Below are 20,597 nucleotides of genomic sequence, written 5' to 3' on the forward strand. Positions count from 1 at the left end.
CCCTCCCATTCATCTTGTTGATTTTCTGACCCACCATGTTGAATACAATCTGGGCTGGCTTCATTGTGCTGGCGTTTGTAACGGCATGCTTTCAAGCCATTGCGCTGGGACAGCACGATATTTTCGGCCAATTGACCAAGGCCATGTTCGATTCCGCCAAGACAGGCTTCGAAATCGCCTTGGGTCTGACCGGGGTCATGACCCTGTGGCTGGGGTTGTTACGCATCGGTGAACAAGCTGGCTTTATCGAAAAGCTGGCCAGGGGTCTGGCTCCCCTCTTCAAACGGCTGTTTCCTGAGGTGCCGGCGGGACACCCTGCACTGGGCAGCGTCACCATGAACATCGCTGCCAATATGCTGGGCCTGGACAATGCTGCCACCCCACTGGGTCTGCGGGCCATGCAGGATCTGCAAAGGCTGAATCCCAATGCCGATACTGCCAGCAATGCGCAAATCATGTTTCTAGTGATCAACACCGCAGCGGTCACATTGTTTCCGGTCACCATCATGGCTTATCGGGCACAAATGGGAGCCGCCAACCCCGCCGATGTATTTGTGCCTTTATTGATTGCCTCGTTTACGGGCACACTGGTTGGCATTGTCGTCACCGGCTTGATTCAGCGCATTCGCCTGTTCGACCCGATACTGTTGTTGTGGCTGGGTGGCTGGAGCGCGCTGTTGGCGGGCATGGCCAGCTGGTTGCTACATTTATCCGCAGCCGACATGCAAACTCAGTCCTTGTTACTGAGCAATGCCGCCTTGATGGGTGTCGTGGTGCTGTTTGTGGGTGGCGCCTGGCTAAAAGGTATTGATGTCTACGAGGCGTTTGTCGATGGGGCGAAAGGTGGGTTTGAGACTGCCATACGCATCATCCCCTATCTGGTCGCCATGTTGCTGGCCATTGCCCTGTTGCGAGCCAGTGGTATGCTGGAACTGGTGATTGGTGGCATTCGCGGACTGGTGGTCAACCTTGGTTATGATGCCCGATGGGTCGATGCCCTCCCGACCGGCATTCTGAAATCACTCTCCGGAAGCGGCGCCCGCGCCATGATGCTGGATACCTTAAAGACGCAAGGGGCCGATTCCTTTTCTGGTCGCTTGGTCTCGATTTTACAGGGCTCCAGCGAGACCACGTTCTATGTGTTGGCGGTGTACTTTGGCTCTGTTGGTATTCGTCATACCCGACACGCACTAGCATGCGGCTTGATAGCTGATCTGGCCAGTTTTGCAGCAGCCGTGGCAGTGGCCTACGCGTTTTTCGGATAAAGGGCGATCTGCCCCCTATATTGGAAGCAAAGACGACGATTCGCCCACAACCTTCATCCATTCATGGCCACTGAACCGGATACCGTACATTCAAATATTCGCCTGCAACGGCAAATCACCCTGATCATCGCCGCAGTATTGGTGTGTGCGGTACTGGGCTGGCTCAGTTTTCTCATTTATGACGCCCGTGCCAACGCCTTAAAGGCAGCAGTTTCGCAGGCAGACAACCTGTCATCGCTGCTTGAACTCAGGATTCGCGGCTTGATGCGGGAGGCCGATCTGGTATTAAGGGATACGGCCGATGAAGTACGTGATCGCCCCACCAGGCCGCTTGCCGTTCAGCCTCTCAAGTTGCAACTCAAGCTTGAAACCCTGCCGCAAGCCAGTGAGCTGGCGGTTTTCGACGAGAAAGCACAACTGATCCGGCAGGTACATGGACAGGCAGAGCAATGGGCTCATCTGGCCATGGCGGACTGGTTGAACCAGTTCAAGCTGGATCGTCATCAAATGCTGGTCAAAATCGATGCCAGTGATCTGCTCGCCCGATCCGGTACCAGTATGATGCTGGCGCGGGCACTTCTAGATGAAAATGGCCAATATCTGGGTGCAACAGTGGTGGTCATCCCAGTCGCGCGGCTGTTACTACTGTTGGGTACGCTGGATGTGGGCAAGCATGGCATAGTGTCATTGCATGATGAACAGGCCAACTGGCTGGCTCGCACCCCTTACCTGGTTACCCCGCAATCCATTTTGACCCCACTGCCCGGCTTGAAGGACTTTGTGGCCTTGAAGGCGCCAATCAGCAATCAACGGATCGAGTCTCCGTTTGACGGCATCATGCGCATCACCGCATTACGCCGCGTAACCGACAGCCCGTTGATCCTGGCCGTCGGACTATCTGAATCCGAAGTGGTGCAGACCTTGGAAAACTCGTTCCTGATCTACGCCACAGCATCGGGCATCCTGATTCTACTTGTCTCCGTCATGATGATGCTGTTCTGGCAAGCGCAGGGACGCACACAGGAACTGCTTCACAGCCGGCGACAGCTTAAACTGAGCGAAGAAAGGTTTCGGTTGACCGCTGAAGTGGCGCCAGTTTCTCTGGTGATTGCATCATTTCCAGGTATGGAGCTGGAATTCATCAATCAACGAGCCCTTACCTTGTTTGATACCGACAAGAGCCTGGCCCAGGGCAAACACATGATGAACTACTTTGTAGAGCCTGAAGAGGCCGCACAATTCGATCAGCAATTGCGCGAAACCCGTGTGGTGCAAGACTTTGAGGCAAGATTGGCGAAGCGTGACGGTTCAGTCTTTTGGGCGCTGATTTCCGCAAGCATCGAATATGATGGAGATTTGAAGCGTTTATTCATCTGCTTAGTGGATATCACTGAACGCAAGATGCTGGAAATGCAACTGGAGCGGCAAGCCATTACCGACAGTCTGACCGGGTTGACCAATCGCCGTGGGTTCATTGCGAAAGCGGTCATGGAGATTTCCCGGTCGCGACGTTTCAACCGATCAATGTCGTTGATGCTGTTGGACATTGACCACTTCAAGCAGGTCAATGACCGTTATGGTCATCAAGTTGGGGACCTGGCGCTGCAATCCCTGGCTAGCGTCTGCTTGAAAACATTGCGCCAGACCGATGTCATCGGACGACTGGGGGGCGAGGAATTTGCGGTTCTATTGCCAGAGACCGGCCAGAAACTGGCAATGGAAGTTGCGGAACGGCTACGACTGGAAGTCGCCGCAATGCGTATTCGTCTGGCTGATGAGGCTCCGCTCTGGTTCACTATCAGTATTGGTGTCACCATCCTGCGCGACACACACCGAACAATCGATGATGTAATGGCTGAAGCCGATACAGCGCTCTATCAAGCCAAAGCTGCCGGGCGCAATCGGGTCATCCACTGCCTGGTGGAAGCCTGAGCACCCGGCTTGCGGTTCAATCCAGTGCGGGGATCTGTCCTGCCGCACGTAATTTGTTCAGCGTTTCGTCAAACTCTTTCATGAAGGCATCCTGATAAGAGAATTTGGCCCCTTTCGAGGTGTAACCGATATAACCCGCCTCCTTGCCAACAATCGCGACTTCAACAATGGCCGACGCATCCAGCTTCAATCGTTGTACTTCAGATTCGATGGCACGTCGATCATTGGGGTAGCAATCGATTCGCCCATTGACCAACTTTTGCAGATTCTGTTCAGTAGTCTTGGCCTCCTCCACCGTCAGCTTACCGGATGCAGCCATATCAAAAAATGGCTTGCCGGGTGTTTGAAACCCTGCATTATTGCCAAAGCGCAACCCGGCGAACCCAGCAGGCCAAGCCGCCCCTTTCTTCGCTTCCGCCACCTTGCGAGTGCACACGGCGACTACCGTTTCGTTCAGCAAAGGGGCGGAATATCGCATCCATGGCCGGGCCTCCGGCTTTTTGTAAGGTGGATAGATCCCTATCGTCTCGCCGTTTTCGGCATTGTTCAGCGCCCGCTTCCAAGGTGCCACCTGCAGCTCGATGGTGAAATTCGGCATGGCAGCACCCACTTTCCTCAGCACGTCGGCGTAAATCCCTTTAGGTGCGCCACTGGCATCCTTGAAACTATATGGTGGGTAATCGTCATCACCCACCAGTATAACTGCCTGCTTGGCAGCCCAGCTGGGGGCGGCAAGACAAAACAATAAACCGAAACGGGCCAGGTGCATCGTGGTGATAGGCATGTTGGTCTCCATGACAGGTTATATCCACTTCAGTGGGCCTGTAACAAATTGGTCAAATGCAATGCGGCTCCAGCTTCAGCATAGCCGATGACACCAGCCTGCCAAGGTCGAAAATTCCTTTCCAATCAAAGATGGCAGGCTGATTCCTCGAGGGTTTTCTCCTCGTCTGATTAATTTGCACAATCGTTTAACTGCCCTACAATCAAACAAAATAAAAGAAGGGAAACGCCATGCAGACCATCTGGAAGACCATCAAACAGTTTGCCTATCTGATTGTATTCATCGTTCCAGCCATGGTGATGGCGGGCGCGGTATGGGGTGGGATATGGAGTTTTCTGACGCCGCTCACGGCATTCGGGCTGATCCCGTTGATCGATTTGCTGGTGGGCGAAGACCGTACCAACTATTCAGATGCAGAAACACAGCAACTGGATACTGCACTTTACTATCGGCTTATCACGTGGTTGTTTGTACCAGCTTATTACCTGACGTTGGGGATGCTGTTGTATCGCACAATGACGGTTGAATGGCCATTGGCCAATCTGATCGGCAACATGTGGTCAATGGGAATATTGGGCGGCATCCTGATTGTAGTGGCACATGAACTGGGCCATAAACATAACCGGTTTGAGAAATGGCTGGCCAAGGTGCTGTTACATGCGGTGTGGTATGGCCATTTCATGAATGAGCACAACCGGGGACATCATGCCCTGGTCTCTACCCCTGAAGACCCAGCCAGTGCCCGCCTGGGCGAATCGTTCTATCGCTTTTTGCCACGCACCATAGTCGGTACCTTCCGCAAGGCCTGCGAGCTGGAGAACGAGCGACTGGCACGACTGGGCCACCCTGCCTGGCATTGGCAGAATGAAATGTACCGCAATGTACTGATCCCGCTGGCCGTACTGGTCATGATCATTGTCATTGGCGAACGGCTGGCCCTTGGCAAAGGCTGGCTGATGGGCACGATCTTTGTGGCCCAGGCAGCAATCGGTATTGTCTTGCTGGAAGTCGTCAACTACTTGGAACATTACGGTTTGACACGTGCCCGATTACCGGATGGTCGTTATGAACGGGTACAACCCATCCACTCATGGAATGCCAACCACCTGGTCAGCAATTGCTTTCTTTATCATCTGCAACGCCATGCCGATCACCACACTTGGCCCGGCCGTCGCTACCAGACGCTCCGAGCTTTCGACGAGGCACCCCAACTACCTACAGGCTATGCCGGGATGATCTGGCTGGCAGCCATCCCACCCCTTTGGTTCGCGGTCATGAATCCTAGGGTAGACGCCTTTGCTCGCACCCGACAAACCGTCCCACAACCGGGGGTGTGACATTCCCCGTATTCAATCAAGCCAGTGAAAAACTGGCTTTTTATTGCATGGCAACATGCACTATAAACAATGTGGGGCCATCAAATCACCGTCCCAAACTGGGCATATTCCTGAAATCAAATACGGGCATGCGCCCACTGTCTCAATCTTGGCATTCGCCAGTGAGCCTATTGTGCGCGATCACGATACGCCGTTGCCCTCATATAGCACCTTCAGCAAATTGTTGCAGCGCCAGCTGAAACGATCGCCGGGCATTGAAAATGACGATGACATGGCCAGTCTGCTGAGTATGCTGGATTATGCTTCCTGCGATCTTCCTGACGACACCCCCCTGTCCAATCTGGGTGACAAGTTGCTCACCTTCATCAAGCAGGTTGATCACGCCTACCTGCAAGCCGAACGCGACTTGGCCTTGCGTACTCGCAGCCTGGAGCTGAGCTCTGCCGAGCTGTTCCAGGCCAACGAGCAATTGCGCCACGATGCCCAAATCCAGCAAGCTGCGTTGAATCGATTGCGCGAAACCACCAACCATCTGCTATCCGCCAGCAATCTGCCCCTGGTTGAGGAAGACAGCTCAGATATCGCTTATCTGTCCACCATGATCAGCCACCTTGTCAACGAACAAGAGCGGGCACAAGCACAGTTACTGGAAAGTGAACGACGTTTCCGTCTGGTGGTGGAGAGTCTACGGGAAGTGGTTTACCAGACAGATGCCGATGGCCATTGGTGTTACCTGAACCCAGCCTGGTGCGATATGACCGGCTTCAGTGCCGAAGAATCGATTGGTCATCACTTCAATGAACTGATCCATCCCGAAGATGTACAGAGCGTTCAGGAGCACATTGCCCCCCTGCTTGCCCGCGACATTGACTTTTGCCGTTACACCGCACGGTATGCGAACAAGTATGGCCAGATCCATTGGATCGAAATGTATGTCCACCGTTTCGAGGATGATCAGGGTAAATTGCTGGGGCTGGCTGGTTCGTTGATTGACATCACCGAGCGGATCGAAGCGGAACGCGAATTGAAACGCACCATGGAAGTGCTGTTGACACTGGTAGAAAGCATTTCAGCGGGCGTCATGGTAGAAGATTCCACCGGCCAGATTGTCTTGATCAACCAGACCATGAATCAGTTGCTGGATGCCAGTGGTCAGACCAACATTCAGGCCGGGCAGACCTTTCACGAGGCTATGCTGACCATTCACCCGCTGCTTGCCGATGGCGATGCGTTCATGCTTCAAGCCAATGACCTGCACCTGCAAGGAGTGATGAACCGGGATACAGAAGTATGGATGACTGATGGCCGCATCCTGGAAATGGATTTTGTACCGATGGGCACATCCGACAAACGCCGGATCATGTGGACATTCCGCAACATCACTCAGCGCAAGCTAGCGGAAAACGAAATCAACCGTGCCCGCATTCAGCTGGTGGATGCGATTGAAAGCCTAGATGCCGGCCTGATCATGTTGGATTCAGATGAACGTCTCGCCATCTGCAACCAACGTTATCGGGAACTGTTTGCCCCAGCAGCCAAGGCACTCAATCCCGGTACACCTTATCTGGAAATCTTACGGGAATATTGTTTCAACGGTGGCCATCGTTGGAGCGGTCTGGATTCAGCATATTTCATCCAGCAACAGCTAGCTCAAATTCGCCATCCTGGACAACCAGTCGAGCAGCAGATAAATGGCCGATGGTTACGTAGCTCGGATCGGCACACGGCAGACGGTGGTGTGGTCAGTCTGCATACGGATATCACCAGTCTCAAACAGTCTGAAGCCATGTTGACGCGCGCCAAGGATGCAGCCGAATCGGCGAACCGCGCCAAGAGTGAATTTTTGGCCAATATGAGCCATGAAATCCGTACGCCGATGAATGGCATCATCGGAATGGTGCAACTGGCGCTTGATACTGACCTGAATGACGATCAGCGTGAATATCTGGGCCTGGTGAAATCCTCAGCGGATGGGCTACTGACCGTCATCAATGAAATTCTGGATTTTTCAAAGATCGAAGCGGGTCATACAGAGATCGAGCAAGTCGAATTCGCGCCGCGCCCCATGCTCAATGACATCGTAAAAAGCATGGGCCTGCGAGCACAGGAAAAAGGGTTGGAGATGATCTGTGACATCGACCCAGCCTTGCCACGCAGACTGATTGGCGACCCGGGACGACTGCGGCAAATCCTCAATAACCTGATTGGTAATGCCATCAAATTTACCGAACATGGTGAGATCGTTCTTGACATCATGGTGGACGACCACCAGCCCAACCATCTGCAAGTAAAATTTTCAGTGCGTGACACAGGGATCGGCATCCCCAAACAGAAACAACAGCTGATTTTCGAGTCATTCCAACAAGCTGACACCTCGACTACCCGCAAGTATGGCGGCACCGGGCTGGGCTTGACCATTTGCCATCGATTGACCGACCTGATGGGTGGACATATTTGGGTAGAAAGCGAACCCGGCAAGGGCAGTACGTTTCACTTTACGCTGACCTATACCATTCCCGCCGACATCGAACCGCCCGTTGCGATTCCCTTGAATGACTTGCCAGGCAAAACCGCACTGGTGGTAGACGACAACTCGACCAACCTGATCGTATTCAACCGACAATTGACCCGACTAGGGCTCAAAGTCAGTACCGCCGATGGCGCCCATACAGCAATTCCGCTGGTACAGGAGCGATGTGAGCTGCAACAGCCATTCGATTTGATGTTTATTGATGGCCACATGCCGGGTGTTGATGGCTTGACCATGGTGACACAATTGAATGAGTTGTCATTGATCTCGTCGTCACGAATATTTCTGGTGACATCCGGCGGGAAGCGTGGTGACGCCAAACGAGGCCAGCTTAACGGGCTGGCCGGCTACCTGACCAAGCCGGTTTCGGAGCAGGAGCTTCAGGAAGCGATCACGCTCGCACTCGGTCAAGTCGGGGGCGACGGAAATACCCCGCTGATTACCCAGCATAGCCTGCGCGAACGGGAGCGTGCCGGAAATATCCTGCTGGTGGAAGACAACCCCGTGAATCAGAAGCTGGCCATTCGATTGCTTGAAAAAATGGGGCATCAGGTGACCTTGGCCGAAAATGGACAGATTGGAGCAGAACTGGCCATGGCACAGCGTTTTGATCTGATTCTGATGGATGTGCAGATGCCCGTGATGAGTGGGTTCGAAGCCACCGCGCTGATCCGCCAACACGAAGCACCACAGGGGCGACATACTCCGATCATTGCCATGACCGCACGAGCCATGCAAGGCGACCGGGAACAATGTCTGCAGGCTGGCATGGATGAATATTTGACCAAACCCATCCAGCAGCCATTGCTGGCGGATCTATTACAGCGATTGTTGTCACGAGATACCTCCTTGTTGCCAACCGAGCGGCCAGCACCTGCAACCAGGCACCCGGTCTTTGCCGATGCACTGATTCGAATGGGCGGTGATGAAATCCTGTTTGCACAACTGGCAAGCCTGTTCCTGACTGACTACCATAAGTACGTGGATTCCTTGCGTGATGCTGTGCATCAAAAAGCGGCTGACAAAGTTCACCGCACCGCCCACACCTTGCGGGGGATGGTGGTGAACTTTGGCCTGCAGGACATCGCCAACCTTGCCCAAGATCTGGAAACGTTCGGCCGACAGCCAACCGACTGGACGTCAGCCCATCTTACAATGCAACAGCTGGATTCGGCCCTGGCTGATGTCTTGCCACTATTACAACAATGCACACTGACGGTACAGACCGGGGGGTTGCATGAAAGTAATCGTCATTGACGATACACGTATCAATCTGACCTTGATACAACACCTGCTCAAGCGCTTGGATGATGCCGAATCTCTGTTGTTCGAACAGTCAACAGAAGCGCTGCAATGGTGCAGCGACAATGATCCAGATCTGGTCATCGTTGACTACATGATGCCGGCACCCAATGGCCTCCAATTCATAGAACAATTTCGGGCAGACCCGCGCCATCAGGATATCCCGGTGCTCATGGTGACCGCCAACAATGACAAGGATGTTCGTTACCAGGCACTGGACCTCGGCGCAAACGATTTTCTGACCAAGCCGATCGACAACAAGGAGTTTCTGGCACGTGTCCGTAACATGTTGCTATTGCGGCGCAGCCAAAAAGCCCTGAATGACCGTGCAACGTGGCTGGCCGAAGAAGTCCACAAAGCCACACTGGAGATCAAGCGCAGTGAACGGGAAACCATTCTGAAACTGACGCGTGCAGCCGAATTCCGCGATCCCGAGACCGGTGCCCATATCCAGCGCATGGCGCTCTACTCCCAACTGATCGCTGCCCAGTTGGGATGGGATCAGGCACAACAGGAGCTATTGCTGGCAGCCGCCCCCATGCACGATGTTGGTAAAGTTGGCATCCCGGATCACATTCTGCTCAAGCCAGGTCGATTGGACGAAGCAGAAATGGTCATCATGCGTAAACACGCGATTTACGGCCATGACATCCTCGCCGATAGCCGATCGCCACTATTGCAGATGGGTGCAGTGATCGCGTTGACACACCACGAAAAATTTGACGGTACCGGCTATCCCCAGCAACTGAAAGGCAATGGCATTCCACAGGTTGGCCGTATTGTTGCCATTGCCGATGTATTTGATGCGCTGATGTCGGAACGCCCTTATAAGAAACCGTGGCCCTATGAGCAAGCCATCGAATTCCTGCAATCACAACGTGGCTTGCATTTTGACCCAGACTGCCTGGATGCCTTCATGACAAAGCTGGATGAGGTCAATGCCATCCGATCGCAATTGAAAGATTGACTGACGGTAGCCGGCTTGCATCAGCACCTGTCATCCACAAGCCGAAGCAGTCCGTCGGATGTATTGCCAACTGCCGAGGAGAGATCGATGCAAGTAAAACAGCTGATAGTCCCTGCAGGTGATCTTCCCACCCCAAGCCAGTTGGCGATGCTCGACAGTATCGATCCGCAATGGTTGCTATTATTTGCCGGGGCAGCACGTTGGCATCAACCTGACTGGCTTCCCCCTATCCGTGCTGCGCTGCCTGCTACTCGTATCATGGGCTGCTCGACTGCGGGCGAAATTGCCCAGCAGCGGGTCGAAACTGACAGCCTGACACTGACCGCCATCCATTTCGACCATGCTGACTTCCACCTCGCCGCCATCAACATGACGGACATGCAGGACTCGTATCAGGCTGGCAAACGCCTGGGGGACCGGCTACGGCACCCGGGATTGAGTGCTGTCTTTATATTGGGGCAAGGTGTGGCCATCAATGGCAGTGCGCTGATCAATGGCCTAGCTGAAGCGCTGGGCCCCAGTGTTCAGATCACTGGCGGCCTGGCCGGCGATAACGGCGCCTTCCACGAAACCTGGACCGTACTTGATGACACCATTTCGAACCGGCAAATCGTCGGTATTGGTTTTTATGGTGACGCACTGAGGCTTCATCATGGCAGCTTTGGTGGCTGGCAGCCGTTTGGGCCAATTCGAAAAGTGACACGATCGGCCGGTAATGTACTGTATGAGCTGGATGGTAAATCGGCGCTGGCCATTTATAAGGAATATCTGGGTGATTACGCCAGGGATTTGCCCGCATCAGGTCTGTTGTTCCCATTTGCCATGTTGGATGAAGCACATAGTGATGTAGGTCTGATTCGCACCATTCTTGGGATCGACGATGAAACCGGTAGCCTGATTCTGGCAGGTGATGTTCATGACGGTACCCACTTGCGGTTGATGCATGCCAGCACCGATGCGCTGGTCGATGGCGCACAGGCCGCGGCAGAAGCCGCATGGCAACAAGCAGCCCATGATGTGGCAAGCCTGTCGATTTTGATCAGCTGTGTCGGGCGTAAACTGGTGATGGGCGACCGTGTAGAGGAAGAACTGGAAGCAGTGGCCGATGTTTTACATTCGCAAAGTATCCTGACCGGTTTCTACTCCAATGGCGAAATCAGCCCACACCGCCACCTGACCGATTGCAAGCTACATAACCAGACGATGACGATCACATGCATTCAGGAAATCTGATTCAATCACACATAGCTCCCGTCAGAATCCCTCACCCCATCCACCAGAGTGGGCTACGCTTATCTGCTTAAATCTACCAGCCGTCTATAGAAAGACGGCTTTCCTATGGAAAAACAATGGCACGGCATACTTATTCAATTTTTCAGAATGACTTGCACGGAACTTCTCGATTTGATTTTGTACTAATCGAAACTAATATCGCAGCATTGCAAACCACAGCGCATCATGGCTAAAGAACGATTCCTACCCGTGTTACGAGAACTTGCACGTTGCTATCAGGCATTTGAACTGCATTCGGGCCGGCATATCCGGAGCCTGGGTCTGACGCCTGCCCAATTCGACATCATTGCCACCTTGGGCAACACCCAAGGTATGAGCTGTGGCGAACTGGGTGAAAAAACATTAATCACCAAAGGCACGCTGACCGGCGTCATAGACCGCCTGGAAGACAAGGCTTTGGTGGTACGGGAAATCGCCCTCCATGATCGGCGTAGTGTTTTCGTGAAGTTGACGCCAACTGGCGAGCAGATGTTCGCCGCAATCTTTCCGGATCACTTGGCCTACATCCGCCAAGGGTTCACGGATTTCAGCGACACGGAATTGCAGGATATTCATGCCAAGCTGATTCGGCTGCGGCAAGCTTTTGATCAAAAGGAACCAAACTGAAATGAAGACCTCCACACGTTATGACGGTACACAGATCACCCTGCACTGGCTGATCGCCATCATGATCATCTGTACCTGGGTGGTCGGCAAGATCATGATGGACCTGCCCTTGTCGCCCACCAAATTCAAGATCATCTCGTACCACAAGTGGTCCGGCATGACGATCTTCACGCTGGCAGCCATCCGGTTGATCTATCGCCTCGTCAAAGGGGCGCCCGATCTACCAGCCAGCACACCAGCCTGGCAACGGATTGCGGCCAACGGTACTCATCATCTGCTGTACCTGTTGATGCTGGCCATTCCTTTGAGTGGTTGGCTGATGAGTTCAGCCAAGGGTTTCCCGGTGACTTACCTGGGTGTATTGCCGATTCCCGATCTGGTCAGCAAGGATGCGAATCTGGGAGAGGTACTTGAAGGTGTGCACGAATGGCTTAACAATGGCTTGCTGTTGTTGCTACTGGCCCATGCAGGTGCTGCATTGAAGCACCACTATATTGACCGTGACGACATCCTGGCGCGTATGGTGCCCTGGTTACGTCGCAAAGCTTGATCAACCGCTACAATCTGAGGATTTTCCATGCGTTACCCCGCTACTCTACTCGCCTTGCTGGCCACCGGCGCCATGGCAGCAGCCCATGCCGACACCCCGCTGGTGCCGGCCAAGAGCGAGATCCGCTTCGGCTTCAAACAGATGAATGTGCCAGTCGAGGGCAAATTCAAGAAATTTGCCGGGACATTTGACTTTGACCCGGCCAAACCCGAAGCTGGCAAAGCTGATCTGCAAATCGAACTGGGCAGCATCGACCTGGGCAGCCCGGAAGGTGAGACTGAAGCCAAGGGCAAAGCCTTCTTCAATACTTCAGCGTTTCCACAAGCCCGTTTTGTGGCAACCGGCTTCAAGCCACTGGGTAATAACCGCTATCAGGTCAATGGCAAGCTGACTATCAAGGGCGTCAGCCGTGATATCAGCGCGCCGTTTACCGTCAAACCGGAAGCCAGCGGCTACACCACTGAAGGCACCGTGACCATTCAACGGCTGTCCTTCAAGATTGGTGAAGGCGACTGGGCTGATGAAGCTACGTTGTCCAATGATGTACAAGTGAAGTTCAAGCTGGCACTCGCCAAAAAATCGTAATCACAACTTAAACCAATCGGAGTCACCTAGATGAAAAAAACATTGATCGCCCTCGCTGCCTTCGGCGCCCTGAGCCAAGCCGCCCATGCCGCCCCGGAAACCTACATCAACGACGTCAGCCACACCTATGTCAATTTCGAAATCAATCACCTGGGCTTCTCCACCCAGCATGGCCGTTTTGACAAGGTTGACGCAAAAATCGTGATGGACAAGGAAGCCAAGACTGCGACCGTTGAAGCCAAAATCGATGTTGGCTCACTGTCTTCCGGTTGGAAAAAGCGTGACGACCATGTGAAGGGCGAGGACTTCTTCAATGCAGTCAAATTCCCCAGCATGGACTTCAAGTCCACCAAAGTAACACTGGATGGCGACAAGATCACCAAGATCGACGGCACGTTGACCTTGCTGGGCGTGACCAAACCGATCAGCCTGAATGTGGATTCCTTCGTGTGCAAAGAGCACCCGATGGCCAAGAAAATGGCGTGCGGCGCCAATGCCACCGGCTCGCTCAAGCGTAGCGATTTTGGCATGACCACCTACGTACCGAACATCGGTGACGAAGTGAAATTCCAGATCCAGATCGAAGCGTTCAAGCAGTAAACACGGCAGCACTCAAACAAAAACGCGGGCATTCAACCCGCGTTTTTGTTTTCAACGTCTTCCCAGCCCTCTGAAAGTCTACAGCCTCACGACAGAAACAACCCATCTCAATCATCTCGTGTCAGTACTTCCAATAATTCGATTTCGAAGATCAAATTCGAGTTGGGCTTGATATGGGCACCAACCTGCCTGTCGCCATAAGCCAGATGTGCCGGCACCATCAGTTTTCGCTTCCCCCCGACCTTCATACCCATCAGACCCTGATCCCACCCCTTGATCACGCGGCCAGTCCCAATCACGCATTGGAAAGGCTTGCCACGATCATAGGAGGAATCGAACTTGGTCCCGTCCTCCAAAAAACCTACATACTGGGTCGTAATCAAGGCGCCTTTAGCGATTTCCTTACCCTCACCCACTACCACATCGATTACTTGCAATTCGTCATTCATCACACGCTCGCCTTCATTGAATCCCCTGCTGGCCGCTGGTGGCCACCATTTCCGATCATTTTACCGCGCAATCACGGTTTTTCGCTGACAGGTGCAACACCGCGCTTCACACAACCGACACCCCACTTCAAACATTTCATTGTTCCAATATGATTATGCACAAGTTGATAATGAGAATGATTGCTGTTTTAATACAAGGCAAATTTTCACCCCCTATGTATTCAGGAGCATCATGTTCAATCTCAAGCCCGGCGTTCAGGCTGTGTCTATGGCGCTGGCCACATTGGTAACGCTTACATCCTTAGCACAAGCGGATGAAACCGTATTACCAACGGTTTCCGTCAATGCACAGACCAGTGGCAACACCCCAATCGATCAATACCGGGCCAAACGTGCCGGCAATGGCGCACTGGGAACACGCGACCTGCTGGAGACACCGTTTTCGATCAATGTCGTGACACAAGCCATGATCGAAAACCGTCAAGCCACCCAAATCTCGGATGTGTTCAAAGCGGATGCGGGTGTCACGCCATTGTCGGATAACGTCATCAGCGAATCTTCCGGTATCGCGATTCGTGGTTTGCAGCTCAGCCTGCTGGATGGCTTCAAGATCGACGGCCTGGCCATCCCGAACTGGGGGGCAGACTTGCCACTGGAGCATTTCGAACGCATTGACTTGCTGAAAGGGGCATCAGGTTTTCTACATGGCTTCGGCACACCGGGCGGCATTGCCAATTTCGTGCTCAAACGCCCGACGAATCAGCCATACGCCAGTGTGGAAATGGGTTATGCCAGCAAAGGAGTCTTCAAGGTTCAGGGCGATCTGGGTGGGCGTATTGACAATGGCCGTCTCGGCTATCGGTTGAATGCGGTGCACGAAGGAGGTGACACCTTTGTCGATGACGGCAACATCAAACGCGATTCCGCCTCGCTGGCACTGGACGTGCAACTGGCGCCCAACGTCCGCTGGTCAGTGGATGCGCTATATCAAAAACGCCGAGTGGATGCGGCCTATTATGGGGTGGTACTGGCACACAATTGGGGGATGAGCCCGACACCGGTCCAAGTGCCCAGCCCCTTTGATGGCAGCAAACGCCTGGCACAGGATTTCACCTATTACGAGACCAAATTCAAAGTTGCCGGTACCGAGCTGTTATGGGCATTGAATACCGACTGGAACGTACGCTTGTCCTATCGCCACAGTACCCAGGATCGCCTCAACGCCGACAGCGGTATCGTGGTGCTCGACAATGCCGGTAATTACGCGGAACAACAGTACGCCACACTGTCGCGTTACCGCTATCAGCATGCCCAGGCCATGGTAAACGGCCGGGCCAACACCGGTGAACTGCAGCACGAACTGAACATGGGCGTATCCTGGCAGCAATTGCCTCAGCAATACCCCGGCGTGTTTGGTGAAGCCACCCTGGGCGTGGGTAATCTGCACAACATTGTTCGCTTTCCCGATCCGCACCAATCGATCGACCAGAATCTGCACAAAACACGTGAATATAGCCAGAAAGCGGTATTCGCCAGCGACACCATCCGGTTCAACGAACAGTGGTCAACCATCGCTGGCTTGCGCTATACCAAGTATTCGCAGCAGACCTATGATGGCCAGGGTAACGAGCAAACGCGTTACCGCAAAAATCCGGTCACCCCGACATTGGCAGTCATTTATAAGCCTGCTGCCGATCTCGCCTTGTACGGCAGCTATATCGAATCACTTGAAGCCGGCGGCACGGCCCCGCAGACCGCCATCAACCGCGACGAAGTCTTTGAACCGCTGAAAAGCCGCCAATACGAGCTGGGTGGCAAATTGACCCGTGCCCAGTGGAGCGCCAACGCTGCCCTGTTCCGGGTTGAGCGCGGGTTGGAATACCAACGTAACGATGGCTACTACGTGCAACAAGGCCGCGTCAACTACCAAGGGTTGGAGCTGGAAGGAAAAACCCAATTGGGTGACTGGACCCTGGCTGGTGGTGCCATGTGGCTGAATGCCAAGCATGCCGAGGCCGGCGCCGATGTGCAGGGCAAGCGCGCCGAAGGAACACCACACTTCCAGGCCAAACTCTATACGGAATACGCCTTGCCTCAAGTGCGTGGCCTGGCGTTGACTGGTGGCGCGCAGTACGTTGGCAGCCGTCCGTTGGAGGCGAATAACACCACGCAGATCGACAGCTTCCGTACTTTTGACCTGGGTGCGCGCTACACCACACGTTATGACAACCATAAAGTGATCTTCCGCCTGAATGTCGACAATGTCACCAATGAAAAGTACTGGATGCCAAGTTGGGGCAGTTTGTTGGTATCCGGTGCACCGCGTACGGTCAAAGCCAGTGCGCAAGTCGTGTTTTAAACCACAGGCTTACCAGCGGTCGTCACAAACAGCTGGTGCCTGACCACACCTGACCTACCCCTAAGCCCGGCGGAAGACAGCCAATTCTTTGCTGCCATCAGTCGAGCCGTGTCGTACAGGGTAGCGTGTATTGCCCAACAGGAAGCTATGCTCAAATGGACCCCGAGATCGAACAATTCCCCGCCACCATCACAAAGCAGGATGGCACGTCACGCTGGCAGGTCACCTCACGCGTGATGGCCGCCATCGTCGGTGGCTATGGCTTTGCATATGGCGCTACAGCCTTTTTGACTGCCTATTTACCCATGTCGCGTGTCAATCGGGTCGTCACTGCCAGCATGTTGTGCTTTATCTTCTACTGTGCAGGCATCCTGTATGCGTTTGCCTGTCGCAGTACCTGGCGAGCCTGGGGCATGCTGGTGTTGTCCAGCATTCTGTTGTCGGCGGCGGCCATGCTGCCAGGGCTGGGAGTACGGCCATGAAGCGCACCTTCACCCAAACCATGGCTTGGCTGCACACCTGGTGTGGCTTACTGATCGGCTGGCTGTTGTTTGTGATTTTCGTGGGTGGCACGCTGGCCTGTTTCGACAAGGAGCTGAATCACTGGATGCGCCCAGCCGCACATGGTGCAGCCTCCACCCAGGTCAATTACGATCAGGCAGCGGCTCAATTACACCGCATCATGCCCAATGCCCATGCCTGGTACATCAATCCCCCCAATGAGCGTGAACCGACAACCAGCATCGGCTGGTTCAATGAGGGCGAAACATTCCAGCGCCGTGCGCTCTCACCGGTCGATGGTCAACTGTTGCCCGATACGGCGGGCGGCAATTTCTTCTTTGAACTGCATTACAACCTGCATGCGGGTACGATTGGACTCTACATCGTCGGCATCGCCGGCATGATGATGCTGGTAGCACTGGTAACCGGCATCATCATTCACAAGCGCATTTTCAAGGATTTCTTCACCTTCCGCCCGCAAGCCTCACGGCAACGGTCCTGGCTGGATGCCCATAACGTCACCGCCGTGCTGGGCCTGCCATTTCATCTATTGATCGCCTACACCGGCTTGATGATTTTTGTTGTCTATTACATGCAGGCGGGTGTGCATGTTGCCTATCAGGGGGACAGCACGCGCTTCTTCAATGAAGTATCACAAGGGTTCGAGCGAGAGGAACAGCACCAGCCACTGCCCAAGCTGGCATCGCTGGACCGCATGGTAGCGGCGGCGCAACAGCATTGGCAGCAAAGCGACATTCTGTGGGTGGGTATTCATCATCCCAACGATACCAGTGCCACGGTTGAAGTTCGCGCACGCCGGCCGCAGCATGTTGCCTGGTCAGAAACCAGCCTGTATTACGATGGCGTGACAGGGCAACTGCTCAAGGAAAAACCCGAGCTGGACACCGCCTACCATGTCTATACCTTCATGGGCGGCCTGCACATGGCCCAATTTGGTGGTGCCATGGTTCGTTGGTTGTACTTGCTGATGGGCGCTGCCGGTTGCGTCATGATTGCCAGCGGCCTGACCGTCTGGCTGGAAAAACGTAGCAAGCGTACCGTGCAATCCACCGGTTTCAAACTGGTGCGAGCACTGAATATCGGGGTTGTGGGTGGCATGCTGGTGGCGGTGGCGGCCTATTTCTGGGGAAATCGGTTATTACCCGCCGGGCTCGCCAATCGCAACGGGCTGGAGATGCAAGTGTTTTTCGTCAGCTGGCTGGTTGCGGCCACTTGGGGCCTGATCCGCGCCCGACAAGGACAGCCATGGTCGGAACTGCTGGGGCTGGCTGCCATATTGTTGCTCGGCCTACCGGTATTGAACGGTCTGACGACCACCCATAGTCATCTACTGGTGACGATTCCTCAAGGCATCTGGTCATTGGCCCTGGTGGACCTGACCATGCTGTTGACCGGCATGCTGCTGGCCTTGCTTGCCTGGCGCTTGCGCACCGCCCGTCAACACACTGCTGCCCCTTTGGCACAACCGGTTCACGCATAAGGATTCATCATGTGGTTACTGTTTTTTGCACTTTGCCTGACCAGTTTCACACTGCTGGCGCTAGGGATGCCTCGGCATTTCAAGACAACAATCGGACGCGAACCCACTCCATTCTTATCGACGTTCTGCAAATTGGCCGGTTGGAGCGGGCTGGCGGTTGCCTTGTGGGGATGCATTGGCTGGCAAGGCGTACAGATCGGCCCGGTGATCTGGACCGCCTGCATGATACTCGGCGGCCTGCTGCTGGTCATGGTCCTGCTGCCGTTCCAGTTGAACCGCATCAAGTGGCTGGCTTGGCTGCATCCTGCTTTGGCATTGGGAAGCTTATTAGCATCTATGACCTAAAACGCGAGCCATGAATCCATGTCACCAAAACCTAACCTACAGCTAATTGGGGCAAGGACCAAAGCAGGCCCCATCCAAGGCTTTGGCTGATTCCGATACAACCAATACCCGGAATTTATGGTTTGTCGCTGATCGTCGCAGGCAAAAATCCAAATCGCATCGCCCGCAAATCCAGCACCACCGTACCACTGGTAAAAGGCCGATTCCCGATCACGCCAGCCATCTCAGTGGTATGTTCACCCCATTCAGCCGCGCTGCGATCACAGCGATAGGCTCGCCAATCAACAAGCGACAAACCTGCAATGCGACACACAATGATTTTCACTGCATCGTATGGTTTGATTGGGTCAGTGGGGCAACTGCCGCAGTTGAATTAGGCACATAACCAAACCGCATTGCCTGCATATCAAGTACGACCGTGCCGCTTACAAAGGGGGTATTGCTCACGATGCCGCTATGCTCAAAGCTGCTGGTATCGCACTGCTTGCCGGTCCATTTCGCTTTCACACTGGATACGATGGTCAACGGTTGGCTGCCAGATGCAGTAACACAGTACAAAGGTTTACCAAAACGATATCCCAGCTGGCTCTTGGGTTGCTCGTTGGTGATCAACCCTAATTTCTTCAGTTGTGCCCAGCTGGATGCATTCAATGCCAAATCCACCGCCGCGCCTGTATCAAACATCAGGTTGGCCAGTTTGTAGTCGCCAATGGTCGCATCAATCAGCAGCTTCATATTGGTGTTGATCGTCATGGGCCCAAAACTTGCCCGTGAAGTGACGGCACTGAGTACTGCATCATTGGCCTGATCTGCCACATAAAGCTGCTTGGCTGGGTAATCAATCAGCGTGATTGAACCGGCAAGCATATCCATGCCAATCGAACCAATTTTCAGGCAACCGGCCTCCTCTATCCAACCACCGCCGTCCATCTCGACAAACAACTGGCGGCGGGTGCGACGACCTATTGTTTCAACACCATCCATAAATAGAATATTGGGCAAACGCGCGGTAGTGGGCGTATAGGCGATGTATGGAATCTTGTTTTGATCGAGCACGGCCCGATTGATCAGCGAGTGATCCGCCCCGGTGTCCACCTGTAAACACAAGGGCTTGGCGTCGTAGCCGTTGACTTTGACAGGCGCAAACAAAATGGCACTGTCACCTGCAGCTTTTAATACGTGCAGCGGGGTCCAATCTGCAGCCGATAGAGAGCCCGACAACAATGGCAATGTTAATGCCAATATGTGAATGATCTTATTCATGAAACCACGCTAATTGGGATGATTTATTTAACCGCTGATCCACCGAACGTTAATCAATCGGCCACGTCATTCCAAAATTGTCGTTGTACAATTTTCTTACATCCTCATATGAATATGTATTGACATCACCCCCAAGCACAATCACTGGTCTTTCACTATTTTGGGTAAGTAGCTGTCCTTGCTTTGGGGTGACAATGGCAAGATTATTTGCAGGTAATTTGGGGTAATCGTAGGCAATAATGTCCTTAAGGCATCTCTGCACGAATCCAGTTTTCGGTAAACTAGCAGCCTGCCGCCTTTCGAGAGCGCGCTACTATGCAAGCATCGGGTCAACTGAGTTTCAGCGACATCGAGTACGCTGGCAAAAAGAAAAAGACACGGCGTGAGCTGTTTCTGACCCGACTGGATGCACTGCTGCCCTGGCCTCA

18 protein-coding genes and 1 pseudogene are annotated in these 20,597 nt (G+C 53.8%); 15 read left to right on the plus strand and 4 right to left on the minus strand.

Annotation, left to right across the window (positions count from 1 at the left end; all coding sequences use genetic code 11):
- Positions 1-35: 35 nt before the first annotated feature.
- Together FFS57_RS18645 and FFS57_RS18650 are read left to right on the plus strand one after the other, a co-directional pair.
- Positions 36-1,265, plus strand: coding sequence for a spore maturation protein (locus tag FFS57_RS18645; protein WP_137939323.1), 1,230 nt, complete (start codon positions 36-38; stop codon positions 1,263-1,265).
- A gap of 63 nt (positions 1,266-1,328) precedes the next feature.
- Positions 1,329-3,197: a diguanylate cyclase gene (locus FFS57_RS18650; RefSeq protein WP_137939324.1), complete on the plus strand. Its 1,869-nt coding sequence runs from the start codon at positions 1,329-1,331 to the stop codon at positions 3,195-3,197.
- A 16-nt stretch (positions 3,198-3,213) separates the two neighbouring features.
- On the opposite strand, the gene FFS57_RS18655 is transcribed toward FFS57_RS18650, so the two are convergent.
- A complete protein-coding gene (locus FFS57_RS18655) occupies positions 3,214-3,981 on the minus strand; it encodes a substrate-binding periplasmic protein (RefSeq protein ID WP_171014060.1) in 768 nt (255 codons plus the stop codon).
- 230 nt (positions 3,982-4,211) lie between these two features.
- Between FFS57_RS18655 and FFS57_RS18660 the strand changes: the two genes are divergently transcribed.
- The 8 genes from FFS57_RS18660 to FFS57_RS18695 all read left to right on the plus strand — a co-directional run bounded on the left by FFS57_RS18660 (position 4,212) and on the right by FFS57_RS18695 (position 13,751).
- Complete coding sequence (locus tag FFS57_RS18660) at positions 4,212-5,318, plus strand: alkane 1-monooxygenase (protein WP_137939326.1); 1,107 nt, start codon at positions 4,212-4,214, stop codon at positions 5,316-5,318.
- A 55-nt stretch (positions 5,319-5,373) separates the two neighbouring features.
- Positions 5,374-9,105 (plus strand): response regulator, encoded by a 3,732-nt coding sequence (locus FFS57_RS18665; RefSeq protein WP_137939327.1) that lies wholly within the window; start codon positions 5,374-5,376, stop codon positions 9,103-9,105.
- Positions 9,086-10,117 carry a response regulator gene (locus FFS57_RS18670; RefSeq protein WP_137939328.1) on the plus strand — a complete coding sequence of 344 codons (1,032 nt, stop codon included), beginning with the start codon at positions 9,086-9,088 and terminating at the stop codon, positions 10,115-10,117. Before FFS57_RS18665 ends, FFS57_RS18670 begins: the two co-directional genes overlap by 20 nt.
- Before the next feature lie 87 nt (positions 10,118-10,204).
- A complete protein-coding gene (locus FFS57_RS18675; RefSeq protein ID WP_137939329.1) occupies positions 10,205-11,350 on the plus strand; it encodes an FIST signal transduction protein in 1,146 nt (381 codons plus the stop codon).
- Between the two features lie 225 nt (positions 11,351-11,575).
- A complete protein-coding gene (locus FFS57_RS18680; protein ID WP_137939330.1) occupies positions 11,576-12,016 on the plus strand; it encodes a MarR family winged helix-turn-helix transcriptional regulator in 441 nt (146 codons plus the stop codon).
- 1 nt (position 12,017) lies between these two features.
- Entirely contained in the window at positions 12,018-12,566 is a 549-nt protein-coding gene (locus FFS57_RS18685) for a cytochrome b (protein ID WP_137939331.1), read from the plus strand.
- A 27-nt stretch (positions 12,567-12,593) separates the two neighbouring features.
- Positions 12,594-13,151, plus strand: a complete 558-nt coding sequence (locus FFS57_RS18690) for a YceI family protein (protein WP_137939332.1) — start codon at positions 12,594-12,596, stop codon at positions 13,149-13,151.
- A 30-nt stretch (positions 13,152-13,181) separates the two neighbouring features.
- Positions 13,182-13,751, plus strand: coding sequence for a YceI family protein (locus FFS57_RS18695; protein ID WP_137939333.1), 570 nt, complete (start codon positions 13,182-13,184; stop codon positions 13,749-13,751).
- 107 nt (positions 13,752-13,858) lie between these two features.
- On the opposite strand, the gene FFS57_RS18700 is transcribed toward FFS57_RS18695, so the two are convergent.
- Positions 13,859-14,200: an FKBP-type peptidyl-prolyl cis-trans isomerase gene (locus tag FFS57_RS18700; RefSeq protein ID WP_137939334.1), complete on the minus strand. Its 342-nt coding sequence runs from the start codon at positions 14,198-14,200 to the stop codon at positions 13,859-13,861.
- A gap of 232 nt (positions 14,201-14,432) precedes the next feature.
- Between FFS57_RS18700 and FFS57_RS18705 the strand changes: the two genes are divergently transcribed.
- From FFS57_RS18705 to FFS57_RS18720, 4 genes are all read left to right on the plus strand, one after another.
- The gene (locus FFS57_RS18705; RefSeq protein ID WP_137939335.1) at positions 14,433-16,559 is read left to right on the plus strand and encodes a TonB-dependent siderophore receptor; all 2,127 of its coding nucleotides are present in this window, start codon (positions 14,433-14,435) and stop codon (positions 16,557-16,559) included.
- Between the two features lie 155 nt (positions 16,560-16,714).
- On the plus strand, positions 16,715-17,041 hold the full coding sequence (locus FFS57_RS18710) for a DUF3649 domain-containing protein (RefSeq protein WP_249384069.1): 327 nt from the start codon (positions 16,715-16,717) through the stop codon (positions 17,039-17,041).
- A complete protein-coding gene (locus tag FFS57_RS18715; protein WP_137939336.1) occupies positions 17,038-18,561 on the plus strand; it encodes a PepSY-associated TM helix domain-containing protein in 1,524 nt (507 codons plus the stop codon). The genes FFS57_RS18710 and FFS57_RS18715 overlap by 4 nt, the downstream gene beginning before the upstream one ends.
- A 9-nt stretch (positions 18,562-18,570) precedes the next feature.
- Positions 18,571-18,906: a DUF3325 domain-containing protein gene (locus FFS57_RS18720; protein WP_137939337.1), complete on the plus strand. Its 336-nt coding sequence runs from the start codon at positions 18,571-18,573 to the stop codon at positions 18,904-18,906.
- Between the two features lie 115 nt (positions 18,907-19,021).
- Here FFS57_RS18720 and FFS57_RS18725 read toward each other — a convergent pair whose 3' ends face one another.
- On the minus strand, positions 19,022-19,231 hold the full coding sequence (locus FFS57_RS18725; RefSeq protein WP_137939338.1) for a hypothetical protein: 210 nt from the start codon (positions 19,229-19,231) through the stop codon (positions 19,022-19,024).
- A complete protein-coding gene (locus FFS57_RS18730; protein ID WP_137939339.1) occupies positions 19,228-20,169 on the minus strand; it encodes a pepsin/retropepsin-like aspartic protease family protein in 942 nt (313 codons plus the stop codon). Before FFS57_RS18730 ends, FFS57_RS18725 begins: the two co-directional genes overlap by 4 nt.
- A gap of 315 nt (positions 20,170-20,484) precedes the next feature.
- Between FFS57_RS18730 and FFS57_RS25880 the strand changes: the two are divergent.
- A pseudogene (locus FFS57_RS25880) lies at positions 20,485-20,597 on the plus strand (IS5/IS1182 family transposase); the annotation flags it as partial.

This window comes from Chitinivorax sp. B (assembly GCF_005503445.1).
Classification (GTDB): domain Bacteria; phylum Pseudomonadota; class Gammaproteobacteria; order Burkholderiales; family SCOH01; genus Chitinivorax.